Genomic DNA, 24,937 nt, shown 5'->3' with positions numbered 1-24,937 from the left:
TCACTTTGAGTATCTAGACTACCCGCTGTACCTTACCAATAGAGGCGAAAATCTAGGTGTTGCACTGCGGGCTACAGACTCCGGTCGAACGGCCGCTGTGGACGGCTCTTGCATAGCCAGACGTTTATAAATTGATATGAGCGCTGTTGGCCCCCCCTGTAGCCGCTAAGTCTGACAGCATTAAGGCTTTGCAATTGCAGCGAATGACGGCTAAGCGGGGATTCTGTTGAAAAACAACGTGTTGCAGTCGCAGAATGGGGTGACCTGAGCACGGCACGAGCGCCTTTCTGGTCAGGCGTTTCGCGTTTGCTGCGGTGCGGGAAAGATTTTCGCCAATTTGCGGAGGTTCTGGGCGGTGGCGGCGAGGAGGAATTCGTCATTTGCGCCGCACGGTCCACGTAATCGGAGCCGTCCAAGGCCTAGGATGCGCTTGAGGTGGGCGAAGAGCATCTCAACTTTCTTTCTGAGCTTCATCGCAATCTGGTACTCTTCAGTTTTGGCCAGATCTCTGGCGACCTGGCGCGCATCTTCGTGCTCTTCGCGGGTGATTTTGCGTGCATCAGCGTTGGGGCAGCATCTTTGTTTGGACGGACATACCTGGCAGACTTCTTTCAAGGCGCGATAGCGGGCTGTGCCCTTGCCCGACGGCCCCCGGTTTGGATCAGAGTAATTCCGGCGGAACTGTTTAAGCGCGTGACCCTCTGGGCAGATATATTGATCATGCTCAGCGTCCCATTCGAAGTCTGTGCGTGTCCAGGTGCCGTCGGGGCGTCCGGCCTTGTCGATGACCGGGATGTAAGGATCGATCTTGCGATCCACGAGCCAGCCGAGCATCGGGCCTGAGCCGTAGGCGGTATCGGCGATCATCCAGTCGGGGACGAGGTCGAACTTGTCCTTCACCCGGTCCAGCATCGTCTTTGTCGACCCCACTTCGGCTTGCCGGATGGATCTGGTCGCTTCCACATCCACAATCACGCTGTGATCTGTATCAACGAGGTAGTTATCAGAGTAAGCAAAGAAGGCTGGTGCCTTGTGCGCCGCTGTCCATTGGCTGGCAGGGTCCGAATATGAAATGAACTTAGGCTTGACTGGCGAGGCAGCACCAAACGCGGCCTCATCCAGGGTTTCCAGATATTCCCGAACAGCGCGCGGTGCGGTCTTGGCATCGATCTGTGCAGCATCCCATTCTTCTTGTGACGCTGAATACTGCTTGGTCGCTTCTGCCTCAATCAAGCTGGCATCAATCGCCATACGCTGGCCGCTGACCAAACCTTCTGCGATGCACCGCGCCACTGTCGTTTCGAACACGTGCCGCAAGAGTTCACTCTCGCGGAACCGACCATGGCGGTTCTTGGAAAAGGTAGAGTGATCCGGCACTCGATCAGTCAGATCGAGGCGACAGAACCAGCGATACGCAAGGTTCAGGTGCACTTCTTCGCACAACCGCCGTTCCGACCGGATGCCAAAGCAATAGCCCACCAGCAGCATGCGGATCAGCAACTCGGGATCGACGGAAGGGCGACCAGTATGACTGTAAAAATCCGCCAAATGATTGCGGATACTACTCAGGTCAACAAATCGATCAATCGACCGCAGCAGATGATTGTCCGGGACATGTTCCTCCAGGGAGAACTCATAGAACAGCTCAGCCTGAGTTTCCTGTTTTGGTCCCATCATCATCCAAACTCCCATTCAATAAGAGAATTGAATCAGCCAGATGGCCTTCGATCAAGACAGAGTTTTTCAACAGAATACGGGCTGCTGTCCAGCCCCAATTCTATGGGCCAGTTTTGAGCAAGGTTTCTGGAACGGGCGGTCGCATGTTTAGAGCCTGATGGGGTCTGACACGATTGTACTGTCTAAGCCAGGTATTGATGACGATCTGAGCCTGTTTGGTGGTGTGGAACCATTCTGCGTTGAGGACTTCCCGGCGCAGAGTGCCATTGAAGCGCTCGTTGTATCCATTCTCCCAAGGTGATCCCGGGTAGATTTGGATCGGCTTAATGCCCACCTTTCTTAACCAGGTCTGCAGGGCCGTTGCGATGAACTCCGCGCCGTTGTCGGAACGGATGTGTTCGGGCTTCCCGTGCCGCAATAAGAGTGGGTAGAGCGCATCCAGCACGTCTGCGCTGTTCATCTTCGGCTTGACCGCTACGCAGAGCGCCTCACGGGTATACTCATCCAGCACCGTCAGCATCTTGTAGCTCTGTCCGTTGCTCAGCTTGTCGTGGACAAAGTCAATGCTCCAGATGTGATTGGGATGTTGCGGTCGGAGCCGGATGATCGAGCTGTCCTTGTGGTACAGCCGTTTGCGTTTCTTGTGCCGTTGTGGGAGCTGCAAGCCTTCTTCGCGCCATAGTCGTTCGATCTTTTTATGATTGACTGCCCAGCCTTCGACACGCAGCAGCTCGGCGACCTTGCGGTAGCCGTAGCGCCCATACCGTTTGGCCAATCGGATCATCGCCAGACGTAACGCCTCATCATCCTTTGGCGCTGCGCGGTATTGCAGCGTGCTCCGCGCCAATCCAATCACGCGACAGGTGCGCCGTTCAGAGGTTGCCAGCTTTTGTCGGGTGTGGACCACGGCCTGACGAAGCTGGTCTGCCGTCAGGCCTTTGGCTTTAGATAATCAAGGCTCTCCTTGAGAATGAGTTTGTCCAGTTCAAGCTCAGCCACGATTTTCTTGAGCCGATCATTCTCTTTCTGCAGCGCCTTCAGATTGGCCATCTCAGATCGTCCCATCCCACCAAACCGCTTGCGCCATGTGTAATAGGTCGCATCACTGACACCAGCCGTTCTGCACGCCGTCGCGACATCCGAACCAGATGCCAGGCCCAGCTCAATCTCGCGCAAAAGCCGCAGAATATCTTCGTCCGAATACCGTTTCCGCGCCATCAATCCCGTCTCCAAAACTAAGCCAACTGTGGCACAGTTTTAGGGGGCCAAGACACGACGAACGGCAGCTGTGGGCCGATACTGTTGAAAAACTCCGATTTTGCGCAGATTCGAGTCCAAAATTTCTCGTAGAAGCCCGGTAGGATTATTCAGCTTAGGGTTCGGCCAAAATCTGACTCTGGCCGTCAGAGGGCATCTCAACAACTGTCATCGATATTGGCTTTGGACTTTATCGACGGATCGCCGGTTCGCAGAAAACTCGAACCTCTTGCATTTTTGAGTTTTTCAACACAATCGGCCGGAAAAAGAATAAGCCTGGGACTAGCCCTCTGCAGTCTCAATCTTCCAGGCGTCCAGTAGTTTCGGGAGCGCAATCCCCCAATCCAATACTCCGGTCCGTTCGGCCCATGATTGGTACTGACCCTTCAAATCCTCCTCAAGTTTTGGAGATATACCGGCCAGATTGTTCAGTTCCGTGCGATCAGCCGCCATATCGTATAACTCCCAGTCTTGGGAATACTGACGCACCAGTTTGAAATGTCCAAGACGAACTGCTGCGTTTCCTTCATGCTCGAAGAAGATAGGTTGTTCCCGTTCCCATTCTTTTCCACAAAGCACTTGAAGAAGGGATTCACCCTGCATTGGTTGAATTTCGTGCCCCCCAACTTCGTTCTGATACGTACATCCAGTAGCTTCAAGGATGGTGGGCAAGATATCCACGACGTGACAGGCAGCATGGACCGTATTGCGGGATGTGAACCCTTTGGGCCAATGTGCAACTAGTGGCGTCGATATGCCACCTTCATGCACGTAGTGCTTGAACAGGCGAAAAGGCGCATTCGACACGTTTGCCCAAGGCTTGTCATAGCTTTGATAGGTCAGAGCATTTCCGGGCATGACGTCCGGGCGATTGCCCATCTCAATCTTGCGCCCGTCAGAGGTAGTATCCGGGAAGAACTTGGCCCACCCATCTTCGGCCATAAACTCGGCGCAACCACCGTTGTCGGACAGAAACAAGATCAACGTGTTGTCGAACTTGTCCATTCGTTTCAGCTCGGTAATCAGCCGGCCAATGGACTGATCCATCCGGTCCACCATCGCCGCATAGGTCGCCATTTTTCGAACTTCCCAGTCAGTATTCTTCTCCGCGGTCCACGGGTGAACTTGATCATCACGCGGAGAAATGTCCCAAGTGGTCTGGAACAGTCCCATAGCATTCATTGTCTCGTGCCGCGCGGTGCGCGTGGCATCCCACCCGGAGTTATAAACACCATCGTAGCGAGCGATGTCTTCTTCATGGGCGTGAAGTGGCCAATGCGGCGCGGTGTGCGCCAGATATAGAAAGAACGGCTGATCGTCTGGCGTCTCCTCAATCATGCCGATCGCTTTGTCGGTGATTGCATCGGTGAAGTAGAAGTCGTCGGGAAAGGTCTCTACCCGGCTATCGTCTTCGAGCATGTAATGGGGTGAGAAGAAATGTGTGACGCCATCGACAATGCCATAGAAGCGGTCAAACCCGCGTTGGCGTGGCGTTGGATGCTCCACATCGCCGACGCGCCAGCTGTCGACCTCGCGGGCCATGAAGTCCCCGGCCACGTGCCACTTGCCTGACATCAGCGTTCGGTAACCATTGGCGCGTAAGTGTTCTGCAATCGTCGCACTGTCATTGCGCAAGAACCCCTGATAGGCAGGTGTGCCCAGATTGGCCCCCATGTGACCGACGCCTGCATTGTGAGGATATAAGCCGGTCAGCAACGACGCGCGGGTCGGGCAACATCTGGCGCAATTGTACATGGCCGACAGCATTGTGCCATCGCGCGCAAGTGCATCAATGTTGGGTGTCTTGATTTCAGAACCCGTAACGCCAAGGTCCGCAAATCCCAGGTCATCAGCGAGGATCAAGATGACGTTTGGCCGTTCGCTAAGCTCTGACATCGTTTGATCTCCGGTGGTCTTTGAAGAAGCGTAGCTCTGGCCAAGTGCAAATACAACGACCTCAAAACAACTGTTCTGAAAGCGTTCGTTTGAGGGCGCGTTTGGAGGGCTCGTTTCTTTGATGATGCTCAGCCAGACCGGCCTTAGAACTCGCTCTAACAGCGAATGTCTGGAAAGCGGGCTGCGAACGCGGCATTCAGTAGGGTTGCGGAATGTCTCCTATGGGCCGCCCGCTAGAGCGACCCGTGAGCGTTAAATCTCAATGGCTTCGGCGATGGCCAAGGCATCCTCGAGTTCGACGCCGAGATACCGGACTGTACTGTCCATCTTGGTATGGCCAAGAAGAAGCTGAACAGCGCGAAGGTTTCCGGTCTTCTTGTAGATCTGAGTGACCTTGGTTCTCCTCATGGAATGGGTTCCGTAAGCGCTTGCTTCGAGGCCGATTGACGTGACCCAATCGCGGACAATCCGTGCATATTGGCGTGTCGAGATGTGCAGGCGTTCATGAAATCGGCCGGGCCAAAGGTACTCCGAACCGACCATTAGCTCGTCTTCCATCCACTTCTCGACAGAGGCTCGTGTGCCTTCGGATATCTCAAAGCGCACGGGTTTCTGCGTCTTGCTTTGAAGTGCCGACGCCCGTTCCTTGATCTGACCCGATGACATGACATCGGCGACCTTCATCTTCACCAAATCGCAGCCGCGGAGCTTACTGTCGATTGCCATATTGAAGAGCGCAAGATCGCGATGGTTCTCAGCAAGCTCGAGGCGAACTCGGATTGCCCAGACATGTTTTGGTTTCAGTGGTCGCTTCTGGCCGACGATGTGACCCTTGTTCCACGCAGGGCGAAGAGCACGAATGGCAGGTAAGTTTGGGGTTTCCATGGTTGATCCTCCGATCCGCCATGCCCGCCCACAACGACAACCCGACGTTGACCAGAAAATTTTATCACAGCATGCTGCGCTGCATCCGAGGTGAGGAATGAGCCCAACTTGTATCTTGAGAATCTTCGCTGCGAGCGCTCGCGGCAGAGAATTTTCTGCATACGCACCTAGACCTGACACTCCAATTGGGTTCGGCAACATGCAACCCAGCGGGCATTAACTCCCACCCACTACTCTGCAATCAACGGCATGGCCCAATCAACTGCCTCTGAAATGTCATCTGCCACGAAGGAAGGTGGTGGAACGTATTGCTTCTCCTCGCCAGGGCGATACTTTCCGGTGCGTACCAGTATGGCTTTGCCAACACCGGCTTTTAACGCACCAGACACGTCGTTTTCAGCGTCATCGCCGATCATGATAACTTTTGCGACTGGCAATCCCATGCTGTGTGAAGCAGCGCGGAAAAACGTCGCCGATGGTTTTCCTAAGACCTGAGCCTCAACTTGGGACGCAAATTCAAGTCCATGGACGAAAGCTCCTGCGTCAAGACTAAGTGCTCCGTCAACATCACGAAAAACGCGGTTCGCTGCCAGCGCTAGGAACGGGGCGCCTTTGTCAAGTTCACGAAACGCTGCATTTAGGTTTTCGAAGTTGAAGGACGGCCCTGCATCACCTAAGACAACGGCGACGGGTTTCCCCTTAATAACTCTGTCGAAATCTTCCGTAAGATCTGGGTGCACCAAAAGATGGGGAGAATATCCGTTTTGATTCAACCAGTCGCATGCAGCCTGAGAAGGCGTCATGACTTCGTTTGCTTCGACTGCGAAGCCGAACTGATTAAGCCTCTCGACAATTAGCCGCTTGGGTTTGCGAGTGGTGTTTGTGAGAAATCGGATTGGGATCTCATTGGTTCTACATCGGGCGACTGCTTCTTTGGCCCCCGCAATCGCTTGAGTGCCGTTGTATAGAACACCTGAAATGTCCAGGAGAAGACCATTTGCCATGACATCTTAACGCTAGAGCAGGTATTCTGCTTTGATCAAGCAGAAGATCTGAGCGGAGAAAGGGGAATTTCGATCAAACTCCGAATTGCGCCGTAAAGCCGCTCTACCGCTTAACAGGCACATTTCGGGTATCGATTTGGTGTCCTTGAAGAGTCCGCGGACAAGCTCAGGTTTTAGTGTCAACACAACTTGTCCGCATTGGGTGAAAATCAGCCAGTTCCATCGGCAAAAAGCTTGAAAATCAAGCGCTCCACCTCTCGGACGGCCCTCGATCGAGCTTCAGTTCGGCGTGCCAGTGATACATTCAGTCCGGGAAGCAGGGGCATCCCATCTGTCTTTCCAAGTACCCTCAGGCCAGTTTCGGCATTCTCGGCCAATCCTGCCGCTATGCCGATCCCAGCCCTTGCCGCCGCCATCATTCCCCCAAAGCTCTTTGTGCTCATCGCAACACGATAGCTGCGCCCAGCCCCTTCCAAAGCACCTTGAATCGTTCGTGTGTAGTCGCTGCCTTCCCCCCAAGCGATGATCGGCAATGGGTCGACTTTGTGCAGATCAACGACCTCAGGTCCGATCCATACAGCATCCCGCACAAACAAAGGTACGGCTTTCGGCATCCCGGGCGCATTTCCAGCAAGAAGGGCGAGATCAAGCCCGCTGTCGCGAAGTCCAGTGATCAGCTGAGGTGTAGATTCGGCCCAAAGAGACAATTCGACTTCCGGTGCTGCCTTCCGTATTTCGGGCAAAAGCCGATCAAGGATCGGCGCCAAGAAAACCTCAGCCATTCCCAGCGCCACCCGACCCGCGCCAGTGTGCAGTGCGAAGACCTCAAGCGCCCTGTCATGTGCATTCAACACCTCACGCGCCGGACCGAGAAGCCGCCGCCCTTCCTGGGTCAGTTGAACTGAACCACCACCCCGCTCAAAGACCACCCGCCCGATCTCTACCTCGAGCTTCTTGATCTGCTGACTCACAGCGCTTTGTGTGCGCCCGATCTGTCGGCCGGCAGCAGTGAAACTTCCGGTTTCTGTCACCGCCAGAAATACTTTTTAACGCATCGATGTCCATCCCCATTAGAGTTTCTAATTTTTGCAAGAAAGTAAATTCGTTTGTCAAATGGCGCGCGTTTTCGGCAAATTCTGCGGTGAAGGAGGCACCCGATGATACAAGCTTTGATCCACCGCCTCGCCGCGCCTGGCGATCTAGAGGCGTTGATGGCTCTCCGAGACCGGGCGACGCTTGGCCTCAGCTGCGGTCACTACGATCTGGATGCGATGCGACTTGCGTTGAAGGAAGTACCAATCCTGACCCGCGATCTGATTGAAGACGGTCACTACCATGTACTGGCCGATCGCGCAGGCTCGATCCTCGCTGGCGGTGGCTGGTCTGATCGAGCGAGCGGCTTTAACGTCGTGGCCGCCGGCTCTCTGATGCCTGGCGAAGCGCTTGTCCGGGCCGTGTATGTCGATCCTTGCGTGGCTCGCAAAGGACTTGGCAGCCGCATCATGGCGCTGATCGAAACAGATGCCAGCGCAAACGGCATCCACCACCTCGCACTGACTGCTACACTGCCCGGTCAGTTACTCTATGATTGTCTTGGCTATCGAACTCTTCATCCGGTTGAAAGACGGCTTTCAAACGGCTACATCGTACGCCTCATTGCGATGGAAAAGGTATTGGTTCAACATCCAGAAACGCCTACGGAACCATTTCCAAATAAACCAAACTAAGGACCGGGGCGGATTCCCCTTTGTAAACGGGTCGGGTCCCAGAACAGTATCGACCCACAGGTGCCGCAGAATACTGCAGGATCTTCTCAGGCGAACGGTACCATCAAACTGCGTTCTCCCCTTCTACGTTAAGCGTCGCCCGGGGAATATCTAAGGAAGCTTCGTAGTGACCGCAATGCTTGCCGCATTTTTGGCATTGGCAAGCCGTGGGGCGCGACAGGTTACCTTCCAACTCGATCCGCACGGCCCGTAAAGGCAAGAACTTTATGCGTGGCTCACCTCCTCTTCTTTCAACGCGCCTAGCTAACATACAGGATCCGGCAGGAACGTGGAGTAAAAACGTTTCGCGAACGTCATGTCGTCGGCACCAATTGAAATGTATGCAATCATTACTGGGTTTCCCTGTGATTTGGTCCTGTCCGTCGCTTGACGCATCGTTCTTTGTGGTTCCCGGTAATTTGCCTAAAGGAACCAAAATCGCCGCGCATGTTCGGCTTTGGCCTCGTCGATTGTCATGCGTTCTCCCTTGATGGGGACGATTGAGGTCAGATTACTGGATCGTGCTGAACCGCGCAGCCCATTGGCACTCAGAACCGCTGCACTGCATGCGAGTGCCGCAGATAGGCCAAACATGGCGCCCCAGGATATACCTGCAGCCACTCCGGCCAGCACCGCTCCAAACGCACCTACACCATCCAAAAGAGCAAACGCGAAACCCAAAGTAGTGCTTTCATTGCGATCAGAGTGATCAACAGCAGCTGCCAGCGTTGCCGCTCTCACTGCGTCCAGCGCCGCGACTCCGAGCGCCATCATGGCAATCATGAACCAGAACGGAGGTTCGAACATCAAGGTTCCAATTGCCAAGGCTGCAAGCCCATTTCCGGTTGCGAGTACCGGAAAGCGGCCGAGCCTGTCGGAAACCGATCCAACCCACGGCTGGGCCAGCGCGCCCGTTACGAGAATGGCCGCGAAAGCGATCCCGATAGCTCCTGGTGCAAAGCCGCGAGCCGTCGCCAGGTACAGCGGGATCATGCTCAGTAATCCGATCAGTGCCATGTTGTAGAGAGAAACTGTCGCGACAATGCGCAACCCGTTTCGGCTTCGCCAAGCCCGCACCAGCTCTGTAAGATCCTGTCGGTGTGCACGTGGATTTTCAATAGCAGGGATTGCCTGAACCACCCATAGGAAGCAAAGACCGACGAAAACAGCCGGCAGCACCGAAACGGCCAGAGCGCCACGCCAATCGACGGTCGACAGAAGCAACCCTACCGTCAATGGAGCCAAGACTTCTGCGAAGGAGCCGCCAACCGCATGTATACCCAAGGCATGGGCACGAGTGCTCTCGTTTGTTCTCGCCAGTACACCGGTTGCTATGGGATGCCAGGCCGCATTCCCCATCCCTGCGAGTGCTAGAAGAATTGCCAGGCTCCAAAAGCCCTGAGACACCGCCGCAAGGGCGTAGCCAACCCCGACCCAGACAAACGTCCCGAAAAGAAGGCGGCCGCGGTTAGTAATATGATCCGCCAACAGGCCTGCAGGAACGTAGGCCAAGGCACCGCCAACGCTGAACAGCGTGAAGAGCAAACCGACCTCAGCGGGCGAAAGCTTCATTGCAAGGCCAGCAGCGGGCACGATCAGCCAAAGGGACGCAATTGGCCAGTCGTTCGCGAAGTGGCCCACGGCGAACCAGGCCATCAAGGTTCGGTTGGTCATGGTAGCTTTTCCGTTCAGAGCGACACATCGGACCCAATGCCCGATGGATTGGCGATATCTAGCTAATGGTGATATGTCTGTCTGTCGAAAGAGAGGCTATTTTCATCGAGGATTCGTCAATGACGGACAGCCAAAGTATCCAACAGGATCGGCCCCGATATCTCGGTGAGACGATCAGGCCGGCGTCAGGCGAAAGCTACGACTGGCACTGTCACGATTTTGGTCAAATCATCTCGGCGGCGTCAGGCTCGATGTATGTGGGAACTCCAGACCGCGTCCTGCTTCTCAGTCCGGCCATGGCGATATGGGTTCCCCCGGATCTTAAGCACTGGATGAGGTACGGGTCAAACAACGTCATGCATTATGTCGATGTCAATCGCGACGAGGCGGAGCGGCTTGGCCCAGACTGCCGGGTCGTAGCAATGACACCGCTTCTGGATGCATTGTTTGTTGCCGCGATGCCAGAGGCCACAAATACGCGCACGACCAATCACAACGCAGCGCTGCAAAACCTTCTCAGACACGAGATGCTCGCAGCAAAGGACGTTCCGCTCATTCTGGTTTTACCGAAAGACGCACGCCTTCAGAGGGCTGCTCAAGCTGCTCTCGATGACCCAGGCAGCGTTCGCTCTGTGGTGGCTTGGTTGTCAGATGTGCCTGCAAGTCGAAAGACCATCGAACGACTTTTCATTGCAGAAACGGGCATGCCACCGTCGAAATGGTTGCGGCACGTACGGGTCTTGCATGCCGTCTCGTTGCTTGCGTCGGGTGCAAGCGTCACCTCGGTAGCGTTCGACATGGGATACGAGTCGACGAGCGCGTTTAGCTACATGTTCCGGCAAACGCTTGGCGTAAGTCCAAGAGAGGTTTTAAAGGACAGAGTTGTTTTGCCGTGACGATTAGATGATTTGATGGCCCAACCGGTCATTGAGCTTTGCCATCCGATGCTTCGATACGGTCCGTCGAACCTGCAGTTTGCTGCGAGCGCAAAATCAGAGGCTGGTTGAACTTGCGCTACGTGGGACAAACCGAATCTTGATAAATTTCGCCGAAGCAGCATTTCTTTTCTCCAAGGAAGTCGTTTGCGCACCTCGCAGAACTTATGGAGTTTGTGACTGCAACACGGGTAGTTGCATCGGGCAAACAGCGCCCAATCAAGCGACGCAGCAACCGCTGTTGACAGCCTACCAGGCGGATGAAGTTGAACTGTACCGCTGTGATTGAAAGGAAAGCGGCACGTCAGTTTCCCAGCGTGCCGGCACATTCAAGATGTTGCCTTGGGCAAAGACGGATCATTTCCCCATTCTGCCCAGGAGCGATGGTAAACTCGCACGCGCGGGAACGCCAACAGTCGCAGCGCCACGTAGCTGTGTGAAGAGGCCAGTCCGTTTTGGCAATGCATGATGACGTCTGTGTCGGGCGTCACGCCATGACTGGCAAATTGGTTCATGAGAACGCCCGCTGAATTGAAATGCCCATTTGCATCGAGGTTTTCTGCCCAAGGGATGTTCACCGCCCACGGGACATGGCCTTCGGCATACATATTCGGCGGTCGCACATCGATTAGAACCGCGTCTTTCGCCCCCTTTTGTCGCAGCACGTCATCCGCCGAAGCGTGGCGGCGTGGACTAATCGCTGGATGGAACTTACGAGCCTGTTGAAATGCAGGTGCCGTCGATAGCGTGCCACCTGCTGATGTCCAGTTCGTCAAGCCGCCGTTCATTAGCGCAACATTGCGATGTCCCAGGTATTCCAACAACCAGAACATGCGCGCTGCATGAAATCCGCCGCGATCATCATAGAAGACCACTCGGCGCTGTGGAGATATCCCCAATGCCCCCAGAATTTGGGCGATACCAGTTGGGGTACCCAAAGCGCCACTTACCGGACTGTGGTCTGCGACGACAGCATTGGGGTCGAGCCATACCGCGTCGGGAATGTGGCCCGCGTCGTACTCGTCTTTTGTACGAATATCGATGAGAAGCGGCGCCTCGGTCGAACCGTCCTCGCTCGCCGTCCCGCCACGCATTAAATCAACGGGATCAACAAGAAGCTCAGGATGCGCGTAACTATTGGCCTGTGCGAAGGTCGGCACGAGTGTGAGCGTCACAGCCGTGCCGATTGACGCCTTGGCAAAACCGCGACGCGAAAATTTGATCGTCATTTCAATTCTCCTTTTGTGCGCAGATCAAGCGGGAGCCGGTACCAAACGCAGATATGGAACCGGGGCCTTCCACCCGTCAGGAAACCGTTCCTGCGCGACTTCATCGGTAACGGATGGCACGATCACAACGTCCTCGCCCTGTTTCCAGTTGGCGGGAGTTGCCAGTTGCTGACGGGCAGTCAGTTGCAAGCTATCGATTGCACGCAGGACCTCGTTAAAGTCGCGTCCTGTGGTCATTGGGTACGAGATCGTTAGCTTAATCCTTTTGTCTGGTCCGATAACGAACAAGGTCCGCGCAGTTGCATTGTCCATCGCCGTTCGTGTCTCGGCTTCCCCCTCAGTGTCATTGGGCAACATGTTATAGAGTTTTGCGACTTGCAGTTCAGGGTCACTGACCAGAGGGTAGTTTGGACCGTATCCGGTCGCTGTCTTGATGTCGTTTGCCCAACGAGTGTGATCTTCGATCTTGTCGATGGATAGTCCAATCAACTTCACCCCGCGGCGCTCAAACTCGGGTTTCATTTTGGCCACGACGCCAAGTTCTGTCGTGCAAACAGGCGTAAAGTCCTTTGGGTGCGAAAAAAGCACGCACCAACTGTTGCCAATCCAGTTGTGAAAATGAACCATACCCTCGGTCGAATTTGCGACAAAATTCGGGGCTTCGCTGTTAATAGCAAGAGGCATTGCAATCCCTTTCTTTGGGTTCCGTCACTCGGTCTGAAGGCATTGGTCTCAGGCCCATCAGAAACGATTTGCTAGAACTACGCGCAAGCGCCGGACCGAACCTGAAAGAAACCTGAAAGAAACCTGAAATCTAACTTCACGCCTATAACATCCCGCACGCCGGAAAGCTGCAGGACAAGTCAGGGGCTTCAGAGAGGGGCTAAGCGGCGCCGAGTCGCGATGCGATCCTGCGATAGGCTCTTTCGGAGTTTAGCGAGGCGAGCGCGGGTTCGGCGGCGAGCCAGGCAGGGTGACACCATCCACGATCCACAACCGCTTCAAGGGTTCGAATTGCCCCAGGCACGTCTCCAATGAGCGCGCGTGCCACTACATCGTAAAACTCCATTGGCGAGCCAATACTGCTTTCCGCCTCCAATGTAGATGCCGCCACATCGTGTTCGCCCAAGTGTGCCATCAGGGGGCCAAGCGTGTTGACCGCGCGCGGTTCCAAAGGGTCGATTTCTAGCCGCGTGCGCACGCGTTTCAGCGTGAGTTCCCCCAATCGTCGTGCACGCATGGGATCAACGGCCGCAGCTGCGCGGGCCGCGAGATACACCGGTCGATAGTTTTCAACATCCAAAGCGGCCGCTCGCTCGGCCATCGTTGTGGCCCCAGCGTAGTCCCTGCTTGCAAATAGGGTTCTCGCCGCCAAGTAATGCGCGTCGGCGTCATTCTGATCGCAACCCAACGCGTGTTCAAAAGACTGTTTCGCCTCAGCCCATCGGTTCAACGCACCGAACGTATATCCAAGCGCGGAATGCGCAGTCGACAGGTCCGAACGCAGACGCACAGCCGTTTGCGCGCGATTTAACGCTTCAAGCAAGCCGTCGAATCCGCCTTGTCGATAGAGATGCCGCTGCACAAGCATGATTGCATGCTCGGCCTGTGCCAGCGCAAAGTCCGGCGCACGTTCGGCGGCCTCACGCGCAAGCATCTCGGCGCGCTCTGTCGAACCCGGTCCACTACGCGAAAGTACCATGCGAGCATCCAGGCACAGTCGATAAGCCTCAAAATCGAAGCCGCTGCTCTGTGTCGATGGAAACTGGTCGGGATCTGCTTCCATAAGCACCGGTGCTGCAACCCGGTACCCCGCTTTAGCCACAGTTTGAATGACCGCTTGCCCGCTACCGTCGCGGCGGAACGTTCTTCGAAGCTCGGTAATGACCTGGGTTAAACTTTCGTCGCTTACTGTGACGTTCGGCCACCCATGGGTCAAAAGCTCGTCACGTGACACCACGTCGCCCTGAGCCTGCGCCAGAGCACCCAGAACACGAACTGCGCGTGGGGATAACTTGCTTTCAACCAATCCATTGGTTGCGCTTCTGGCGGCAACGTCGATGCGCCACGAACCGACATGAAAAACACTGCAATACAACAAAACAAGCCTCGCGAGACTAAATTCCAAGTTTCTATATGAACCGCAAGAGAGAGTGCAACTCACGTTATTGAGAGTGCTGCAACACTCACCTAACCCGCTCGGAAAACGAAGTCACTAAGTCGGCGACTGTTACCCCGCACGCGATGATAGGAAGCAGATTGGTTCTCGTCGAGGACAAGACTTAGGTGACTGGCAGCGGTGCTGTCAGAAAAGTTCGAACCAATCTCATCTGGCACAGTAGAGCTGCTCTGAATCTCCCTAAGTGAATTGGTCCTCAGCTGTGTTGAAGAAACGGAGGACCAAGAACGACGGACACGCGACCAAAGCCGGAAGAGATTGTATCGAAGTTATTTAAGTTGGCGATGTCGCCTTGTGTAAAGTCAGACAGGCTGTCTTGGCCGCAAACGCCAGCGTAGACCTGCATAAATTGAGCACTGGCACCAGAGTTTCGCGCGAACCGTTCTGCATCGACCTGTTATGCAAACACTGGTTTGCAATGCGCTCTCGGGCGCGTGCTTCGCCGCTGACCATTCAGGTTAAATGTGCGGGGCGAAAAACGCGCCCCGCACCAGTTTCTAACGACCGCCCGCTTTCCCGGGCATGTTCATCCGTTTGGCCGCTCGCCGTGGCATTTTCTTGCGCAGGTCACGCGGTAGTTTGGCTTTGGTCTCCACAGGCTTCGTAGATTTCAGTGTGTCCTCCACAGCAGGAAGGGTTCCCTCACGGGTAATTTTTGGTGGCTTGAAGGGCATATTGCACCTCATGACAAAAAGAAGCTTAAGTCGCGCAGATGCACGACTACGAACGCCCACAAGGGGCTATCGTCGTGTGTCCATTGCCAGAGTCCTCCGCAGGAGTGTTTCGGTGCGCATTCTGCCATTTCGGGTCAGTGCGCGGCGGGATCAGAAAGTATGCTGGTCCATTGTCAGAATCTCCTTTGCGAATGTTGGGATCGTCTCAGACCACAGGGTATCTGTCAAACATGTTCAACCAACGGCAGCATTTATTGCCAGGCCGTCGAGCTGGCCCTAAGCCGACATTGAGGCCGAATCTTCGATGCCGCGCTTGCATTACTGCATTGCTGCCATTGGCTGCATCCAGAAAACTACATATGCAAACCAAACAATCCGTCTCTTTGATCTCTCTCCTTGCGTTCTCATTCTCTGGAGAAGACAAATCCGCACGAGATCTTGAATTTATGTCCCATATGAGACATCTATGTCTCATGAGCCAGATTCGACCAGCGACCCGAGACGCAATCATCGATGCTGCCTTTGAGGTCTTCTCAGAGAGCCAAGCGGCTTCGCTTGGCGATGTAGCGCAACGCGCAGGTGTTGGCCGCGCCACACTGCATCGACACTTTCCCGGACGACCCGAGTTGATGCGGGCATTAGCCAAAATAGCGATGACCGAACTGGATGAGGCCGTCGAACACGCGACAGCCAACGCAGCGAGCTATTCAGAGGGATTTCGCCTTTCACTGTTCGCGATTGTGCCACTGGCGAACCGCCAATGGTTCCTAGCCAACGAAGGGCTGGAAGCGGACCCCGAGATTGCCGCCGCTTACGACGCGAGTCTGGAAGAACTTCGGCGTGATGTCGAGGAAGCAAAGAAGGAAGGCGCGTTCGATCCGAATGTGCCGACAGAATGGATCGTCGAAGCATACGAAAACCTGACCTATGCGGCCTGGTCCCTTGTTCGTTCAGGTGAAGCAACGCCGAAACAAGCTGCAGAACTGGCCTGGCGCACTCTGTCACAAGGATTGAAAGGAAGCACACAATGAACCTGGAAAATCTGACAGTTCAGATTGATAGTGCTTTCTTCCTCATCGGCGCCGCTATCCTGCTGATTGAGATTGCCGAGATGGTCTTTAAGGGCGAGTTCAAGGCAAAGACACTTGGCGAAATGTTGACAAGCGCATCGACACAGATCCCGTACCTATTGGTTGAGACGTTCATTCTAACCGGTGCTTATGGCGTTTATTGGATCATCTCTGAAGGGCTGCCGTGGAGCATCCCTGTGACATGGTGGAGCCTGCTGCTGATAGTCCTGCTGGCGGACATTACCTACTACTGGGAACACCGGATTGCTCATGAGGTGCGGCTGCTTTGGACGCAACACGCAGTTCATCACTCTTCGCGCGATATGAACATCGTCACAGGTGTGCGGTTTGGACCGCTGGAAGGTGTTTGGTCGCTCCTCGCGCATATTCCCCTGGCGATTATGGGCTTTCCTCCAGAGGCCATCATCTTTGGGGTGATCTCCGTTCTGGCTTACCAGACGTGGCTACACACCGAGCTGATCGGGAAGTTGGGACCACTCGAAAGCGTATTGAACACACCTTCACATCACAGGGTCCATCACGGTTGCGATGAAAAGTATCTCGACAAGAATTATGGGGGCATCCTTATCATTTGGGATCGGATTTGGGGGACGTTTCAGATCGAGGAAGAAACCCCACGCTATGGCCTGAAACGTGACTTCAACAGCCAGAACCCGATCAAAGTCTGGTTCTCCGAATGGCCCGATCTTTTGCGGGATGTTCGCCGGTCCGAAAGTATAAGTGAGGCGATTGCTATTCTCTTTCGTGCACCCAGTTGGTCAACAAACAAGAAAACAAAAACTGAGATTGCCAAATGAATCAACGCTCTTTCGTGAACACAGCATTGGGCGCTCTGGCCACCGGTTTCGCGCCAATGCCCAGCGCGGCGCAGGGCGAACGAGCGCCGAGCAGCTATATCCCGACAAACTGGAGCCGTGATCCCCATATCAGTATACGGGCGAACCGGTGATCATGGCGTTCAATGGCGCACAAACTGCACGGGATTTGGCTGAGCTATCTGATACCGAAATCATAGAAGGAGCGCTGCGAACTTTAGATATCGCGTACTCGATAGAGCAGTAACACGCGGGAGAAGCGAAGTCTGGTTCTGAACGTACGCTTCGAGCTATGCGGCCGTCTGGAGCAAAAACACGGATGGCCGGTTTGTCCACATTTCGCGAGTTCAGGCAGCCGTTGATTTTGCGCTCGCAGCGAACGGCAGGTTCGACGGGCCGCGCCGCAGCATGGAGACTTTTGGGTGAAGGTCCGGACAGGGCCAAAAGCCGACCTTGGCCGCTGCCAAGGCTGTTCCGAATGACCCTTTAAAGCAGGGACGAGTTGACATAGTTTTGGTATGACAGACGCGGTGCGTCGCGGTTCTATGACATTCAAGAAATCTGCGGTCGGGAGACAAACCATGCTATTTCGTCGCCTTGCTCTTGCTGGTCTTTTGGTCGTTGCATCTTCGTTTCAGACGACGTTGCTCGCACAGGTCACCACAGAGCAGCCGTCGGACCTTCTTATTGAACTGAACGCGCTTAAGGATGTTGACGGCGCCTGCCGCCTGACCTTCTTTGCGCAAAACATGACAGAAGAAGAGATCGACAAAGCCGTGTTCGAGACCGTGATATTCGATGCAACCGGTGGCGTCGTGCGCCTGTCACTCTTCGATTTCCGCGATTTACCGGCGGGACGACCGCGCGTGCGCCAGTTCGATCTGCCCGGAATGGCCTGCGACATGGTGGGACAGGCATTGATCAACGGGGCGAATTCTTGCGTTGTCGCGGGGGCCGAGAGCAAGGTCTGCCATGAGGCGCTGTCTCCAAGCAGCCGTGTTGAAGTGGAGCTTCTCGGATGAACCCGCTTGAAGCCCTGCGCGAGATCCTGGCCCTGGGCGGCCCCGTGGTCGCGATCCTGATCGTAATGTCTGTGCTGACCTTGGCGGTAACGATCTACAAGATCTGGCAATATGCGGCTTGTGGGGTCGGTCGGCACTGGGTTCTGTCCGAGGCGCTTGCAGCTTGGGACAAGGGAGACCGGCAGATGGCACGTGCGCGTCTTGACGACAGCCGCAGCTACCTCGCCCCGATTGTCGGCGCCGCAATGGATACGCCCGAGACGCCCGGCCTCGATGATCGTTTGGACGCCGAAGCGGGTCTGGCGCTTGCCGGGCTTGAGAGAGGCTTTCGTTTGTTGGACACCATTGCGCAGCTCGCCCCGCTGCTAGGGCTCTTTGGCACGGTGCTGGGCATGATCGAAGCGTTTCAGAGCTTGCAGACGGCGGGCTCCTCTGTCGATCCCTCTCTGTTGGCCGGCGGCATCTGGGTCGCCTTGATGACCACGGCGGTTGGCCTTGCCGTGGCCATGCCCACTTCGATGCTGCTCTCCTGGTTCGAAAGCCGCACCGCGCGTGAGCGGGTCTTCGCGGACAAGGCCCTACGCACCGTGCTGGTGCCGGGTCAGCCCATCGCGGCGGCGGGAACCGAGGTCTCCTCGGTCGCGTCCGAGCATGCGTAGGGCAGCGCCCTTTGTCAGACGGCCCATGTCGATGACACCGCTCATCGACGTAATCTTCCTGCTTTTGCTGTTCTTCATGCTGTCATCGACTTTCTCGCGTTTCAGCGAGATCGAGCTGAGCAGCGCAACCGCCGGGGGCGCAGCAGCCAGCGAACCGACGGAACGGGTCTTTGTTCAGCTTGGTGCAGAACGGCTGACGTTGAATGGCGCGCCGGCCTCGCTCGATGAACTGGCCGGGCAGGTCGAGACCGGGCAGGTTCTGGTCAGCCTTGATGCCGACACCTCTGCGCAGCGGTTGGTGGATTTTCTGGTTCGTCTACGCGGGCGCGACGAGTTGAGCGTAACGGTATTGGAGTGAGTCGATGATCCGCCACGCCCGCCCCCGCCGCAAACGCGACTCGACCATCCCGCTGATCAACGTCGTCTTTCTGATGCTGATCTTCTTCCTGATTACCGGCACGTTGGCCGTACCGCTCGACCCCGATCTGGAGCTTGTGAACACGGCCGAGTTTGAGGGGCGGGAACCGCCCGACGCGTTGGTGCTGCACCAGGACGGAAGCCTGAGCTTTCGCGGCGCAGCGACCGATCCGGAGGCTTACATGACGGGTCACGGCCCCGAACCTGTCAGGATCGTACCCGACCGCAATGTCTCTGGCGTCCGCTTGATTGAGGTCACCGGCACGCTCCGCCGCCTTGGCGCATCCTCGGTGTTTCTCGTGACCGAGCAGGCCCTAGAATGATCCGCCGGTCGCTGGCTGTTGCGACGATTGCGCTGCTGGTGTCGCTGCTGGTTCACGTTTTTGGCCTGAGCGTTGTTGTGCCTGATCCGGCAGCACGGCCTGCGACGGACAGCACAGCGGACACGGTCGCCTTGGGCAGCGCTTTCGAAGATCTGGCGGATACCCCCGCCGATCCGGTGGAACCCGAACCCGCAGAAGTACCCGATCCCCCGCTCGAGACAGCGCCGGAACCTGAACCGGCGGAAGTACCGGCCAGCGATGCGCGTGTGGCCTCGGACGACCCGCAACAAGTTCCATCGCCCGACACCGGCACTGCCGAAATCCTGCAACCGACGGCAACGGAACCGCCTCAACCCGACGCGCCAGAGGGTGAAGACCCGCCCGAAGATAGTGCGGAAACGGCTGCAACACCGCCGGTGGAACCCGACACGGTTACAGAAACTCCGGTTGGCACGGCTGACGGCAGCGCAGCACCCGTTCAGGCCGAGACCGCGGTCGCGCCATCCAATGCATCTGCCGCTAAGATCGCTCCGGCGTCCGAGGCCGCAGCAGTTCCCGTTGTCCCGTTGGAACAGGCGGCCATCGTTCCGGAAATCCCACTTGAAACGGCAGAGCCGGTGCCTGACGAACCCGATGCCGCAGCAAGCGATGAAGAAACGGGTGCGACTGATCTGGCCTTGGCCACTTCTCCGCGACCGCGTTTACGCGAAGAGCGGCCAACATCCACGCTGAAAGGTTTGCCCGACGGATTGAACGATTTCAGTAACCTGCGCAATCCCACGCAGTTGGTCGAGTCGCCGCTTCGCACTTATCAGCGCGATGGTATCGATGCCTTCCGCCAGAGAAACAGCGGAAGCCGGTCAGGTGGGCGCGGACCGGGCAACGCTGACACAACAAACTATGCCGGTGAGGTACTGGTCCATCTCAATCGATCCCGGGTCGTCTATGTCAAGGACAGGGGGTACGCACAGGTTTTCTTCGAGATCAATCCGGATGGAACGCTGGCTTGGGTCGACGTCGTTAACAGTTCGGGTTCCCAGAATGTCAACCGCGCTGCTAAGGCACAGGTTCAGAGCGCGGCACCCTTCCCGCGCCCGCCGGGCGGCATAAGCCGAAAGCTATCATTCTTCTATCAGATCAACTGATCAGCAGCGGCGAATGGCCGGAGTGCGGGCTGCAAACGCAGAAAATCGATCCCTTGTCGAGTGATCGTTATGGGCTGATTCCGTTGAAAAACTCTTCCTTGATTGGGTCGTCAGCGCCTGATTCAATCCTCTCAACGAGCGGGAGGGTTTGCGATGATGGGGCCGAGGCAAGAGGCGCAAGCTGCCTTGTTCTACGAGTTCTCGTTGGAGGAGCATGTTCCGCAGGATCACCTGCTGCGTTCGATTGATCGGTTCGTCGACCTAAACAGCATCCGCGCGCACCTTGCGGATTTCTACAGCCACACGGGTCGTCCGTCAGTTGATCCTGAACTTCTGATCCGGATGCTGCTGGTGGGATATTGCTTCGGCATCAGGTCGGAACGTCGACTTTGCGAGGAAGTGCACCTCAACTTGGCTTACAGGTGGTTCTGCCGCCTCGATCTGACGGACGGCATCCCGGATCACTCAACCTTTTCCAAGAACCGCCACGGACGTTTCCGCGAGAGTGACCTGTTGCGGCATGTGTTCGAGACGACTGTCGCACGTTGCATGGCGGAAGGGTTGGTTGGTGGTCAGGGCTTTGCGGTCGATGCCAGTCTGATCGTCGCGGATGTCCAGAAGCAGAACTCCAGCAACCCCGAGGACTGGGCGACGCGAGAGATCGCTCTTTCTGATGCGCCACGCGCGGTGCGCGAGTATCTTGATGTATTGGATGACGAAGCCTTTGGAGCCGCCAGCGAAGTGAAGCCCAAGTTCACTGCTCACGCGGACCCTTCCAGCCAATGGACGGCAGCCCGGAAAGGTCCTGCGTTCTTTGCCTATTCGGACAATTACCTGATCGACACAGATCATGGGATCATTGTCGATGTTGAGGCCACCCGGTCCGTCAAAACAGCGGAAGTGGGCGCATCACGCCGCATGATAGACCGGACCAGCGAACGGTTCGGGCTGAAGCCGGGCTGGGTCGCTGCCGACACCGCCTACGGCTCCGCAGAGAACCTCGCCTGGCTTGCGCTGGATCGACAAATCCTGCCGTTCATCCCTGTCTTCGACAAATCGAAACGTCAGGATGGAACGTGGTCGCGCTCTGACTTCATCTGGGATCCTGACAATGACAGGTATCTTTGTCCCGAAGGCAAAGAGCTGAAGCGCACCCGGCAATACCACAAGGACCCCCGCAATAAACAGCCGCGAACAGGGCGTCGCAAATACCGCGCCAGCAAGATGGTTTGCAGTATCTGCCCCGCGAAGGAGAAGTGCTGCCCGAAGGTCGATGCACGTTCCGTCACCCGCGAGCGGTTCGAGGAGGTCCGGGAATTTGCACGCCAATGCACGGCCTCTGAGTTCAATCCAAAGGCTCAGGCGCGCCGTAAGAAAGTCGAGATGCTCTTCGCCCACCTCAAACGCATTCTCAGTTTGGGGCGGCTCCGATTACGGGGGCCATGCGGCGTTCAAGACGAATTTACCCTCGCAGCTACCGCCCAAAACCTCCGGAAACTGGCCAAACTCAAGCCGCTGGTGCCCGCCATCGGATAAACCGGCGAACCAGCCTTCAACGCCCAAAAGAAATCAAAGCGACAGCTCGCCAAAACGGCTAAGGACGGGCAACTTTTTCAACGGAATCAGCTGGGATTTCGCATTTTTTGCAAGTGCATCTTCTTGTCTATTTCGTGATCTCTAGTCGCTCAGCAACCCAGGGAAAAATGATGTGCTCTAACCGGCCGCTGACCTGTTTGCGATGGTCTCCTTTATAGACATCCAAAAGATGTGGGATACGTTCTTTGCCAAATTGTTGCGATAACTCAAGGGTTCCCGTTGGGATGTGTAAGAACTGATCATTTAAACCGACATCCAGTGCCAAGCCTTTGAGTTGGCGAAGCCTGTCACGGGCTGCGCGGGCTTGCCGAACAGGCATTTCATCCAGGTATCGGTCAAACACCGTGTCGTTCAGGATCACTTCTCCACGCACGACCTTAAATGGAAAGCTCCCATAGATGGGTGCTGCCTCTACATCGGGGCTGAATGCCGTTACAATCCCGAGTATCGCGATGGGATAGAAATCGCGGCTCTCGACAAGGTCTTGAATCTCCTCTGGCTGAGTGACCGATGCGGCGCGCTGCCACGCGTCATTGCCAAAGCTCAGGTCATCATTGGCGGCAAGGCAACAAGGGCTAAGTGCCCACACCACGGAAAACACGCCTGGGCGCGTCATGGCGAGATGAAGCGCACCATAGCCACCCATGGAATGACCGACAACGGCACGGCCGGCGCTATCCGGGATGGTTCGGAACTGCGCATCAATGGACCCGACCAAATCGCCCGCAATATAGTCAGCCCAGTTCCCGCTTACAGGAGAATTACGGTAGAACCCTCCACCATATTTATTACCGCCATTGGGCATGACCACGATCAACTCCGGTACTTGCCCGGTTGCAAAGAGACGATCCAAGATCGCTGGTACGTCGAAATTTTCTATCCAGACACCGTAGTCGTCAAAGATACCGTGAAGCAGATAGACCACCGGGAAATGACTATCTGGCTGTTGGTCATAACTGGGCGGAAGATAGATGGCAGCGGCCTGGATGCTGGGTGTTTCAAGAAGATTGCCCTCTAGCGCGGGGGCTGGAACTTCGATCTCGACGATGCGCCCAGTGGCTTGGATGCCGGATTGGGCAAGCAATTGTGTTGAGGCGAAAGCAAGGATGAAAGGGAAAGACAGCCCCCAAATTCTAGTGAACCGCATTGTATCACCTCCATGTAAACGCCATTTACATTTAGGAGTTGCCGAGCGCCATGCAAGTGGGCGGCACTTAATAAGACTGCCCCCCTCATAGTCCTCAAGGTGCCTTCGTTCTGAGCTTTGCAGGAACGCAAATGCCGAGCCTGAGCCTCGCTTTTAAGTGGTAAATTTGACTCCACACACAGCCATATCTTACCGTGGTTGGATTATATTCATTCGTTACTTTTTCTTTCATTTGCAGGAGGGGCATGGGATGAGCGACATTTTGGAACAGGAGAGAGCACTTGCGGGGCTAAGGTATCGACCCAGCGTGAGGGAGTTAGAAAAGGATGAGGGAAAGCTAAACCGCTTCTTGGATGCTTGGAAGGAAATGTGTGAAAAGCCCGCGGGTGACGAGAGCAGTTTTCAGCACATTGCCGGAATCCATGGTGAGCCGGCACCACACTTTTGCGACCACGGGATTTGGTTTTTTCCTTGGCACCGCGCTTACCTGCTAAAACTCGAACGAGCTCTAATGAAGGTTGACCCGACCGTTGCATTGCCCTGGTTCGACTTCGCTTCTGACGAGTCTATTGTAAACGGCTTGCCAAGATCCTTCTTGCCCGCGTCTGAAGGGGGTTTTGACGAGTTGGCGCGACAGCCGATTGGGGTCGACGGTGGGCGGGAAAGCGTACGAAGTGTGGGCTCGCCGTCCAGCCTTCCTACGCACGAAGACGTTAAAGCCGCGTTTGAAGAAAAGAACTATATCAGCTTCTGGCGCAATTATTATCCTTCTGTCCATAACGCACTCCATGGCTGGATCGGAGGCGATGCAACGACCACGGCCTTCACAGCCTATGATCCTAGTTTCTGGATTATTCACTGTGCAAACGACCGGCATTGGTGGCTGTGGCAATTGGAAAACCCCGGTTCAAACCCGCCGCGACTCGACGAACCTTTGCCTGGGCTCGACACGACGTCGCGTGACATGCTCGACATCAACGCTCTCGGATATGAGTACGCGACGTTCGAGCTCGAAATCGTTCCAGGAGTTTAGTGTCATGCCAGTTTATATCTCAGAACCATTTCAGTTTCAGCCAAGTTCATTCGAACATAGCAAACAGCGCTTCGAATTGATTGTCCGCGGGGTTCGCCATATCGGTCCTTCCTACGAAGCGCGTGTGTTTGTTGGACAAAACTCCGCCAACGAAGAGACGGAGCCTACGGAAGAAAATGGATTTGCCGGTAGGTTCCATATCTTGGGCCATGGTGACTGCTATGGTGCGCCCGGACATTGCGGCCCGGCACAGCAGCGGTTGGCATACGATACGACACCGCCCCTGTCGTCTCGGCCGATCGAAATCCACGTGAACATAACAAACGGTCTCAAGAGAGCCGCGGAGGCGGCAGAGGGCCAGGATTTGATACTATCGATCGTTCCGATTCCGAACCGTTCCTGCCCATCCATCGATATCGACGAGAAGCGCGTTATGGAAGTTGATGGGCGTGTCTCTATTGTCGGTTACGCCTAGTTCACTCTGCAAACACCGCACTTGATGGGCGTGGCGAA

The 24,937-nt window shown here is 55.8% G+C and carries 22 protein-coding genes and 1 pseudogene; 12 read left to right on the top strand and 11 right to left on the bottom strand.

Annotated features, from left to right (window positions below; translation table 11 throughout):
* Positions 1-291 precede the first annotated feature (291 nt).
* From ACR3ES_RS20620 to ACR3ES_RS20595, 6 genes and pseudogenes are all read right to left on the bottom strand, one after another.
* Positions 292-1,677, bottom strand: coding sequence for an IS1182 family transposase (locus ACR3ES_RS20620; RefSeq protein WP_480424160.1), 1,386 nt, complete (start codon positions 1,675-1,677; stop codon positions 292-294).
* 100 nt (positions 1,678-1,777) lie between these two features.
* Positions 1,778-2,895, bottom strand: a pseudogene (locus ACR3ES_RS20615) (IS3 family transposase).
* Positions 2,896-3,216: 321 nt separating this feature from the next.
* Positions 3,217-4,830 (bottom strand): arylsulfatase, encoded by a 1,614-nt coding sequence (locus ACR3ES_RS20610; RefSeq protein ID WP_170437999.1) that lies wholly within the window; start codon positions 4,828-4,830, stop codon positions 3,217-3,219.
* 252 nt (positions 4,831-5,082) lie between these two features.
* A complete protein-coding gene (locus ACR3ES_RS20605) occupies positions 5,083-5,715 on the bottom strand; it encodes a tyrosine-type recombinase/integrase (protein ID WP_170438001.1) in 633 nt (210 codons plus the stop codon).
* Positions 5,716-5,945: 230 nt separating this feature from the next.
* Positions 5,946-6,719, bottom strand: a complete 774-nt coding sequence (locus tag ACR3ES_RS20600) for a TIGR01458 family HAD-type hydrolase (RefSeq protein WP_170438003.1) — start codon at positions 6,717-6,719, stop codon at positions 5,946-5,948.
* A 209-nt stretch (positions 6,720-6,928) separates the two neighbouring features.
* Positions 6,929-7,756, bottom strand: a complete 828-nt coding sequence (locus tag ACR3ES_RS20595; protein ID WP_480425524.1) for a LysR family transcriptional regulator — start codon at positions 7,754-7,756, stop codon at positions 6,929-6,931.
* 120 nt (positions 7,757-7,876) lie between these two features.
* On the opposite strand from ACR3ES_RS20595, the gene ACR3ES_RS20590 reads away from it, so the two are divergent.
* Entirely contained in the window at positions 7,877-8,446 is a 570-nt protein-coding gene (locus ACR3ES_RS20590) for a GNAT family N-acetyltransferase (protein WP_170438006.1), read from the top strand.
* A gap of 462 nt (positions 8,447-8,908) precedes the next feature.
* Here the strand turns inward: ACR3ES_RS20590 and ACR3ES_RS20585 are convergent, their stop codons facing one another.
* Complete coding sequence (locus ACR3ES_RS20585; protein ID WP_170438008.1) at positions 8,909-10,159, bottom strand: MFS transporter; 1,251 nt, start codon at positions 10,157-10,159, stop codon at positions 8,909-8,911.
* A 119-nt stretch (positions 10,160-10,278) separates the two neighbouring features.
* On the opposite strand from ACR3ES_RS20585, the gene ACR3ES_RS20580 reads away from it, so the two are divergent.
* Positions 10,279-11,055: an AraC family transcriptional regulator gene (locus ACR3ES_RS20580; protein WP_170438010.1), complete on the top strand. Its 777-nt coding sequence runs from the start codon at positions 10,279-10,281 to the stop codon at positions 11,053-11,055.
* Positions 11,056-11,423: 368 nt separating this feature from the next.
* On the opposite strand, the gene ACR3ES_RS20575 is transcribed toward ACR3ES_RS20580, so the two are convergent.
* The 3 genes from ACR3ES_RS20575 to ACR3ES_RS20565 all read right to left on the bottom strand — a co-directional run bounded on the left by ACR3ES_RS20575 (position 11,424) and on the right by ACR3ES_RS20565 (position 14,352).
* Positions 11,424-12,323, bottom strand: a complete 900-nt coding sequence (locus ACR3ES_RS20575; protein WP_170438012.1) for a sulfurtransferase — start codon at positions 12,321-12,323, stop codon at positions 11,424-11,426.
* 24 nt (positions 12,324-12,347) lie between these two features.
* A complete protein-coding gene (locus ACR3ES_RS20570) occupies positions 12,348-13,007 on the bottom strand; it encodes a peroxiredoxin (protein ID WP_170438014.1) in 660 nt (219 codons plus the stop codon).
* Between the two features lie 199 nt (positions 13,008-13,206).
* Entirely contained in the window at positions 13,207-14,352 is a 1,146-nt protein-coding gene (locus tag ACR3ES_RS20565; RefSeq protein WP_480493562.1) for a winged helix-turn-helix domain-containing protein, read from the bottom strand.
* Positions 14,353-15,649: 1,297 nt separating this feature from the next.
* On the opposite strand from ACR3ES_RS20565, the gene ACR3ES_RS20560 reads away from it, so the two are divergent.
* From ACR3ES_RS20560 to ACR3ES_RS20525, 8 genes are all read left to right on the top strand, one after another.
* On the top strand, positions 15,650-16,207 hold the full coding sequence (locus ACR3ES_RS20560; RefSeq protein WP_170438018.1) for a TetR/AcrR family transcriptional regulator: 558 nt from the start codon (positions 15,650-15,652) through the stop codon (positions 16,205-16,207).
* Positions 16,204-17,064, top strand: a complete 861-nt coding sequence (locus ACR3ES_RS20555; RefSeq protein WP_170438020.1) for a sterol desaturase family protein — start codon at positions 16,204-16,206, stop codon at positions 17,062-17,064. Before ACR3ES_RS20560 ends, ACR3ES_RS20555 begins: the two co-directional genes overlap by 4 nt.
* Before the next feature lie 599 nt (positions 17,065-17,663).
* Positions 17,664-18,104, top strand: a complete 441-nt coding sequence (locus tag ACR3ES_RS20550) for a hypothetical protein (RefSeq protein WP_480424349.1) — start codon at positions 17,664-17,666, stop codon at positions 18,102-18,104.
* Positions 18,101-18,763, top strand: coding sequence for a MotA/TolQ/ExbB proton channel family protein (locus ACR3ES_RS20545; protein ID WP_170438313.1), 663 nt, complete (start codon positions 18,101-18,103; stop codon positions 18,761-18,763). Before ACR3ES_RS20550 ends, ACR3ES_RS20545 begins: the two co-directional genes overlap by 4 nt.
* A 31-nt stretch (positions 18,764-18,794) precedes the next feature.
* A complete protein-coding gene (locus tag ACR3ES_RS20540; RefSeq protein WP_170438319.1) occupies positions 18,795-19,121 on the top strand; it encodes a biopolymer transporter ExbD in 327 nt (108 codons plus the stop codon).
* 4 nt (positions 19,122-19,125) lie between these two features.
* The gene (locus ACR3ES_RS20535) at positions 19,126-19,503 is read left to right on the top strand and encodes an ExbD/TolR family protein (protein WP_170438315.1); all 378 of its coding nucleotides are present in this window, start codon (positions 19,126-19,128) and stop codon (positions 19,501-19,503) included.
* Positions 19,500-20,648, top strand: coding sequence for a TonB family protein (locus tag ACR3ES_RS20530; protein WP_170438317.1), 1,149 nt, complete (start codon positions 19,500-19,502; stop codon positions 20,646-20,648). The genes ACR3ES_RS20535 and ACR3ES_RS20530 overlap by 4 nt, the downstream gene beginning before the upstream one ends.
* Before the next feature lie 153 nt (positions 20,649-20,801).
* Entirely contained in the window at positions 20,802-22,184 is a 1,383-nt protein-coding gene (locus ACR3ES_RS20525) for an IS1182 family transposase (RefSeq protein WP_170687746.1), read from the top strand.
* Between the two features lie 127 nt (positions 22,185-22,311).
* Here ACR3ES_RS20525 and ACR3ES_RS20520 read toward each other — a convergent pair whose 3' ends face one another.
* Entirely contained in the window at positions 22,312-23,391 is a 1,080-nt protein-coding gene (locus ACR3ES_RS20520) for an alpha/beta fold hydrolase (protein WP_170437923.1), read from the bottom strand.
* 250 nt (positions 23,392-23,641) lie between these two features.
* Between ACR3ES_RS20520 and ACR3ES_RS20515 the strand changes: the two genes are divergently transcribed.
* The gene (locus ACR3ES_RS20515) at positions 23,642-24,424 is read left to right on the top strand and encodes a tyrosinase family protein (protein ID WP_170437925.1); all 783 of its coding nucleotides are present in this window, start codon (positions 23,642-23,644) and stop codon (positions 24,422-24,424) included.
* Between the two features lie 4 nt (positions 24,425-24,428).
* Positions 24,429-24,899 (top strand): hypothetical protein, encoded by a 471-nt coding sequence (locus tag ACR3ES_RS20510; protein ID WP_170437927.1) that lies wholly within the window; start codon positions 24,429-24,431, stop codon positions 24,897-24,899.
* Positions 24,900-24,937: the final 38 nt, after the last annotated feature.

The sequence above is a fragment of the Ruegeria sp. B1 genome, from assembly GCF_056535885.1.
The sequence above is the reverse complement of the archived record's forward strand: the minus strand, read 5'-3'. Positions and strand labels throughout refer to the sequence as shown.

Excerpts from the sequence above, each read along its gene's own strand:
- ACR3ES_RS20620 (WP_480424160.1), bottom strand. The coding sequence starts at position 1,677 with ATGATGGGACCAAAACAGGAAACTCAGGCTGAGCTGTTCTATGAGTTC.
- ACR3ES_RS20610 (WP_170437999.1), bottom strand. The coding sequence starts at position 4,830 with ATGTCAGAGCTTAGCGAACGGCCAAACGTCATCTTGATCCTCGCTGAT.
- ACR3ES_RS20605 (WP_170438001.1), bottom strand. The coding sequence starts at position 5,715 with ATGGAAACCCCAAACTTACCTGCCATTCGTGCTCTTCGCCCTGCGTGG.
- ACR3ES_RS20600 (WP_170438003.1), bottom strand. The coding sequence starts at position 6,719 with ATGGCAAATGGTCTTCTCCTGGACATTTCAGGTGTTCTATACAACGGC.
- ACR3ES_RS20590 (WP_170438006.1), top strand. The coding sequence starts at position 7,877 with ATGATACAAGCTTTGATCCACCGCCTCGCCGCGCCTGGCGATCTAGAG.
- ACR3ES_RS20585 (WP_170438008.1), bottom strand. The coding sequence starts at position 10,159 with ATGACCAACCGAACCTTGATGGCCTGGTTCGCCGTGGGCCACTTCGCG.
- ACR3ES_RS20580 (WP_170438010.1), top strand. The coding sequence starts at position 10,279 with ATGACGGACAGCCAAAGTATCCAACAGGATCGGCCCCGATATCTCGGT.
- ACR3ES_RS20575 (WP_170438012.1), bottom strand. The coding sequence starts at position 12,323 with ATGACGATCAAATTTTCGCGTCGCGGTTTTGCCAAGGCGTCAATCGGC.
- ACR3ES_RS20570 (WP_170438014.1), bottom strand. The coding sequence starts at position 13,007 with ATGCCTCTTGCTATTAACAGCGAAGCCCCGAATTTTGTCGCAAATTCG.
- ACR3ES_RS20560 (WP_170438018.1), top strand. The coding sequence starts at position 15,650 with ATGAGCCAGATTCGACCAGCGACCCGAGACGCAATCATCGATGCTGCC.
- ACR3ES_RS20555 (WP_170438020.1), top strand. The coding sequence starts at position 16,204 with ATGAACCTGGAAAATCTGACAGTTCAGATTGATAGTGCTTTCTTCCTC.
- ACR3ES_RS20550 (WP_480424349.1), top strand. The coding sequence starts at position 17,664 with ATGCTATTTCGTCGCCTTGCTCTTGCTGGTCTTTTGGTCGTTGCATCT.
- ACR3ES_RS20545 (WP_170438313.1), top strand. The coding sequence starts at position 18,101 with ATGAACCCGCTTGAAGCCCTGCGCGAGATCCTGGCCCTGGGCGGCCCC.
- ACR3ES_RS20540 (WP_170438319.1), top strand. The coding sequence starts at position 18,795 with ATGACACCGCTCATCGACGTAATCTTCCTGCTTTTGCTGTTCTTCATG.
- ACR3ES_RS20535 (WP_170438315.1), top strand. The coding sequence starts at position 19,126 with ATGATCCGCCACGCCCGCCCCCGCCGCAAACGCGACTCGACCATCCCG.
- ACR3ES_RS20530 (WP_170438317.1), top strand. The coding sequence starts at position 19,500 with ATGATCCGCCGGTCGCTGGCTGTTGCGACGATTGCGCTGCTGGTGTCG.
- ACR3ES_RS20525 (WP_170687746.1), top strand. The coding sequence starts at position 20,802 with ATGATGGGGCCGAGGCAAGAGGCGCAAGCTGCCTTGTTCTACGAGTTC.
- ACR3ES_RS20520 (WP_170437923.1), bottom strand. The coding sequence starts at position 23,391 with ATGCGGTTCACTAGAATTTGGGGGCTGTCTTTCCCTTTCATCCTTGCT.
- ACR3ES_RS20515 (WP_170437925.1), top strand. The coding sequence starts at position 23,642 with ATGAGCGACATTTTGGAACAGGAGAGAGCACTTGCGGGGCTAAGGTAT.
- ACR3ES_RS20510 (WP_170437927.1), top strand. The coding sequence starts at position 24,429 with ATGCCAGTTTATATCTCAGAACCATTTCAGTTTCAGCCAAGTTCATTC.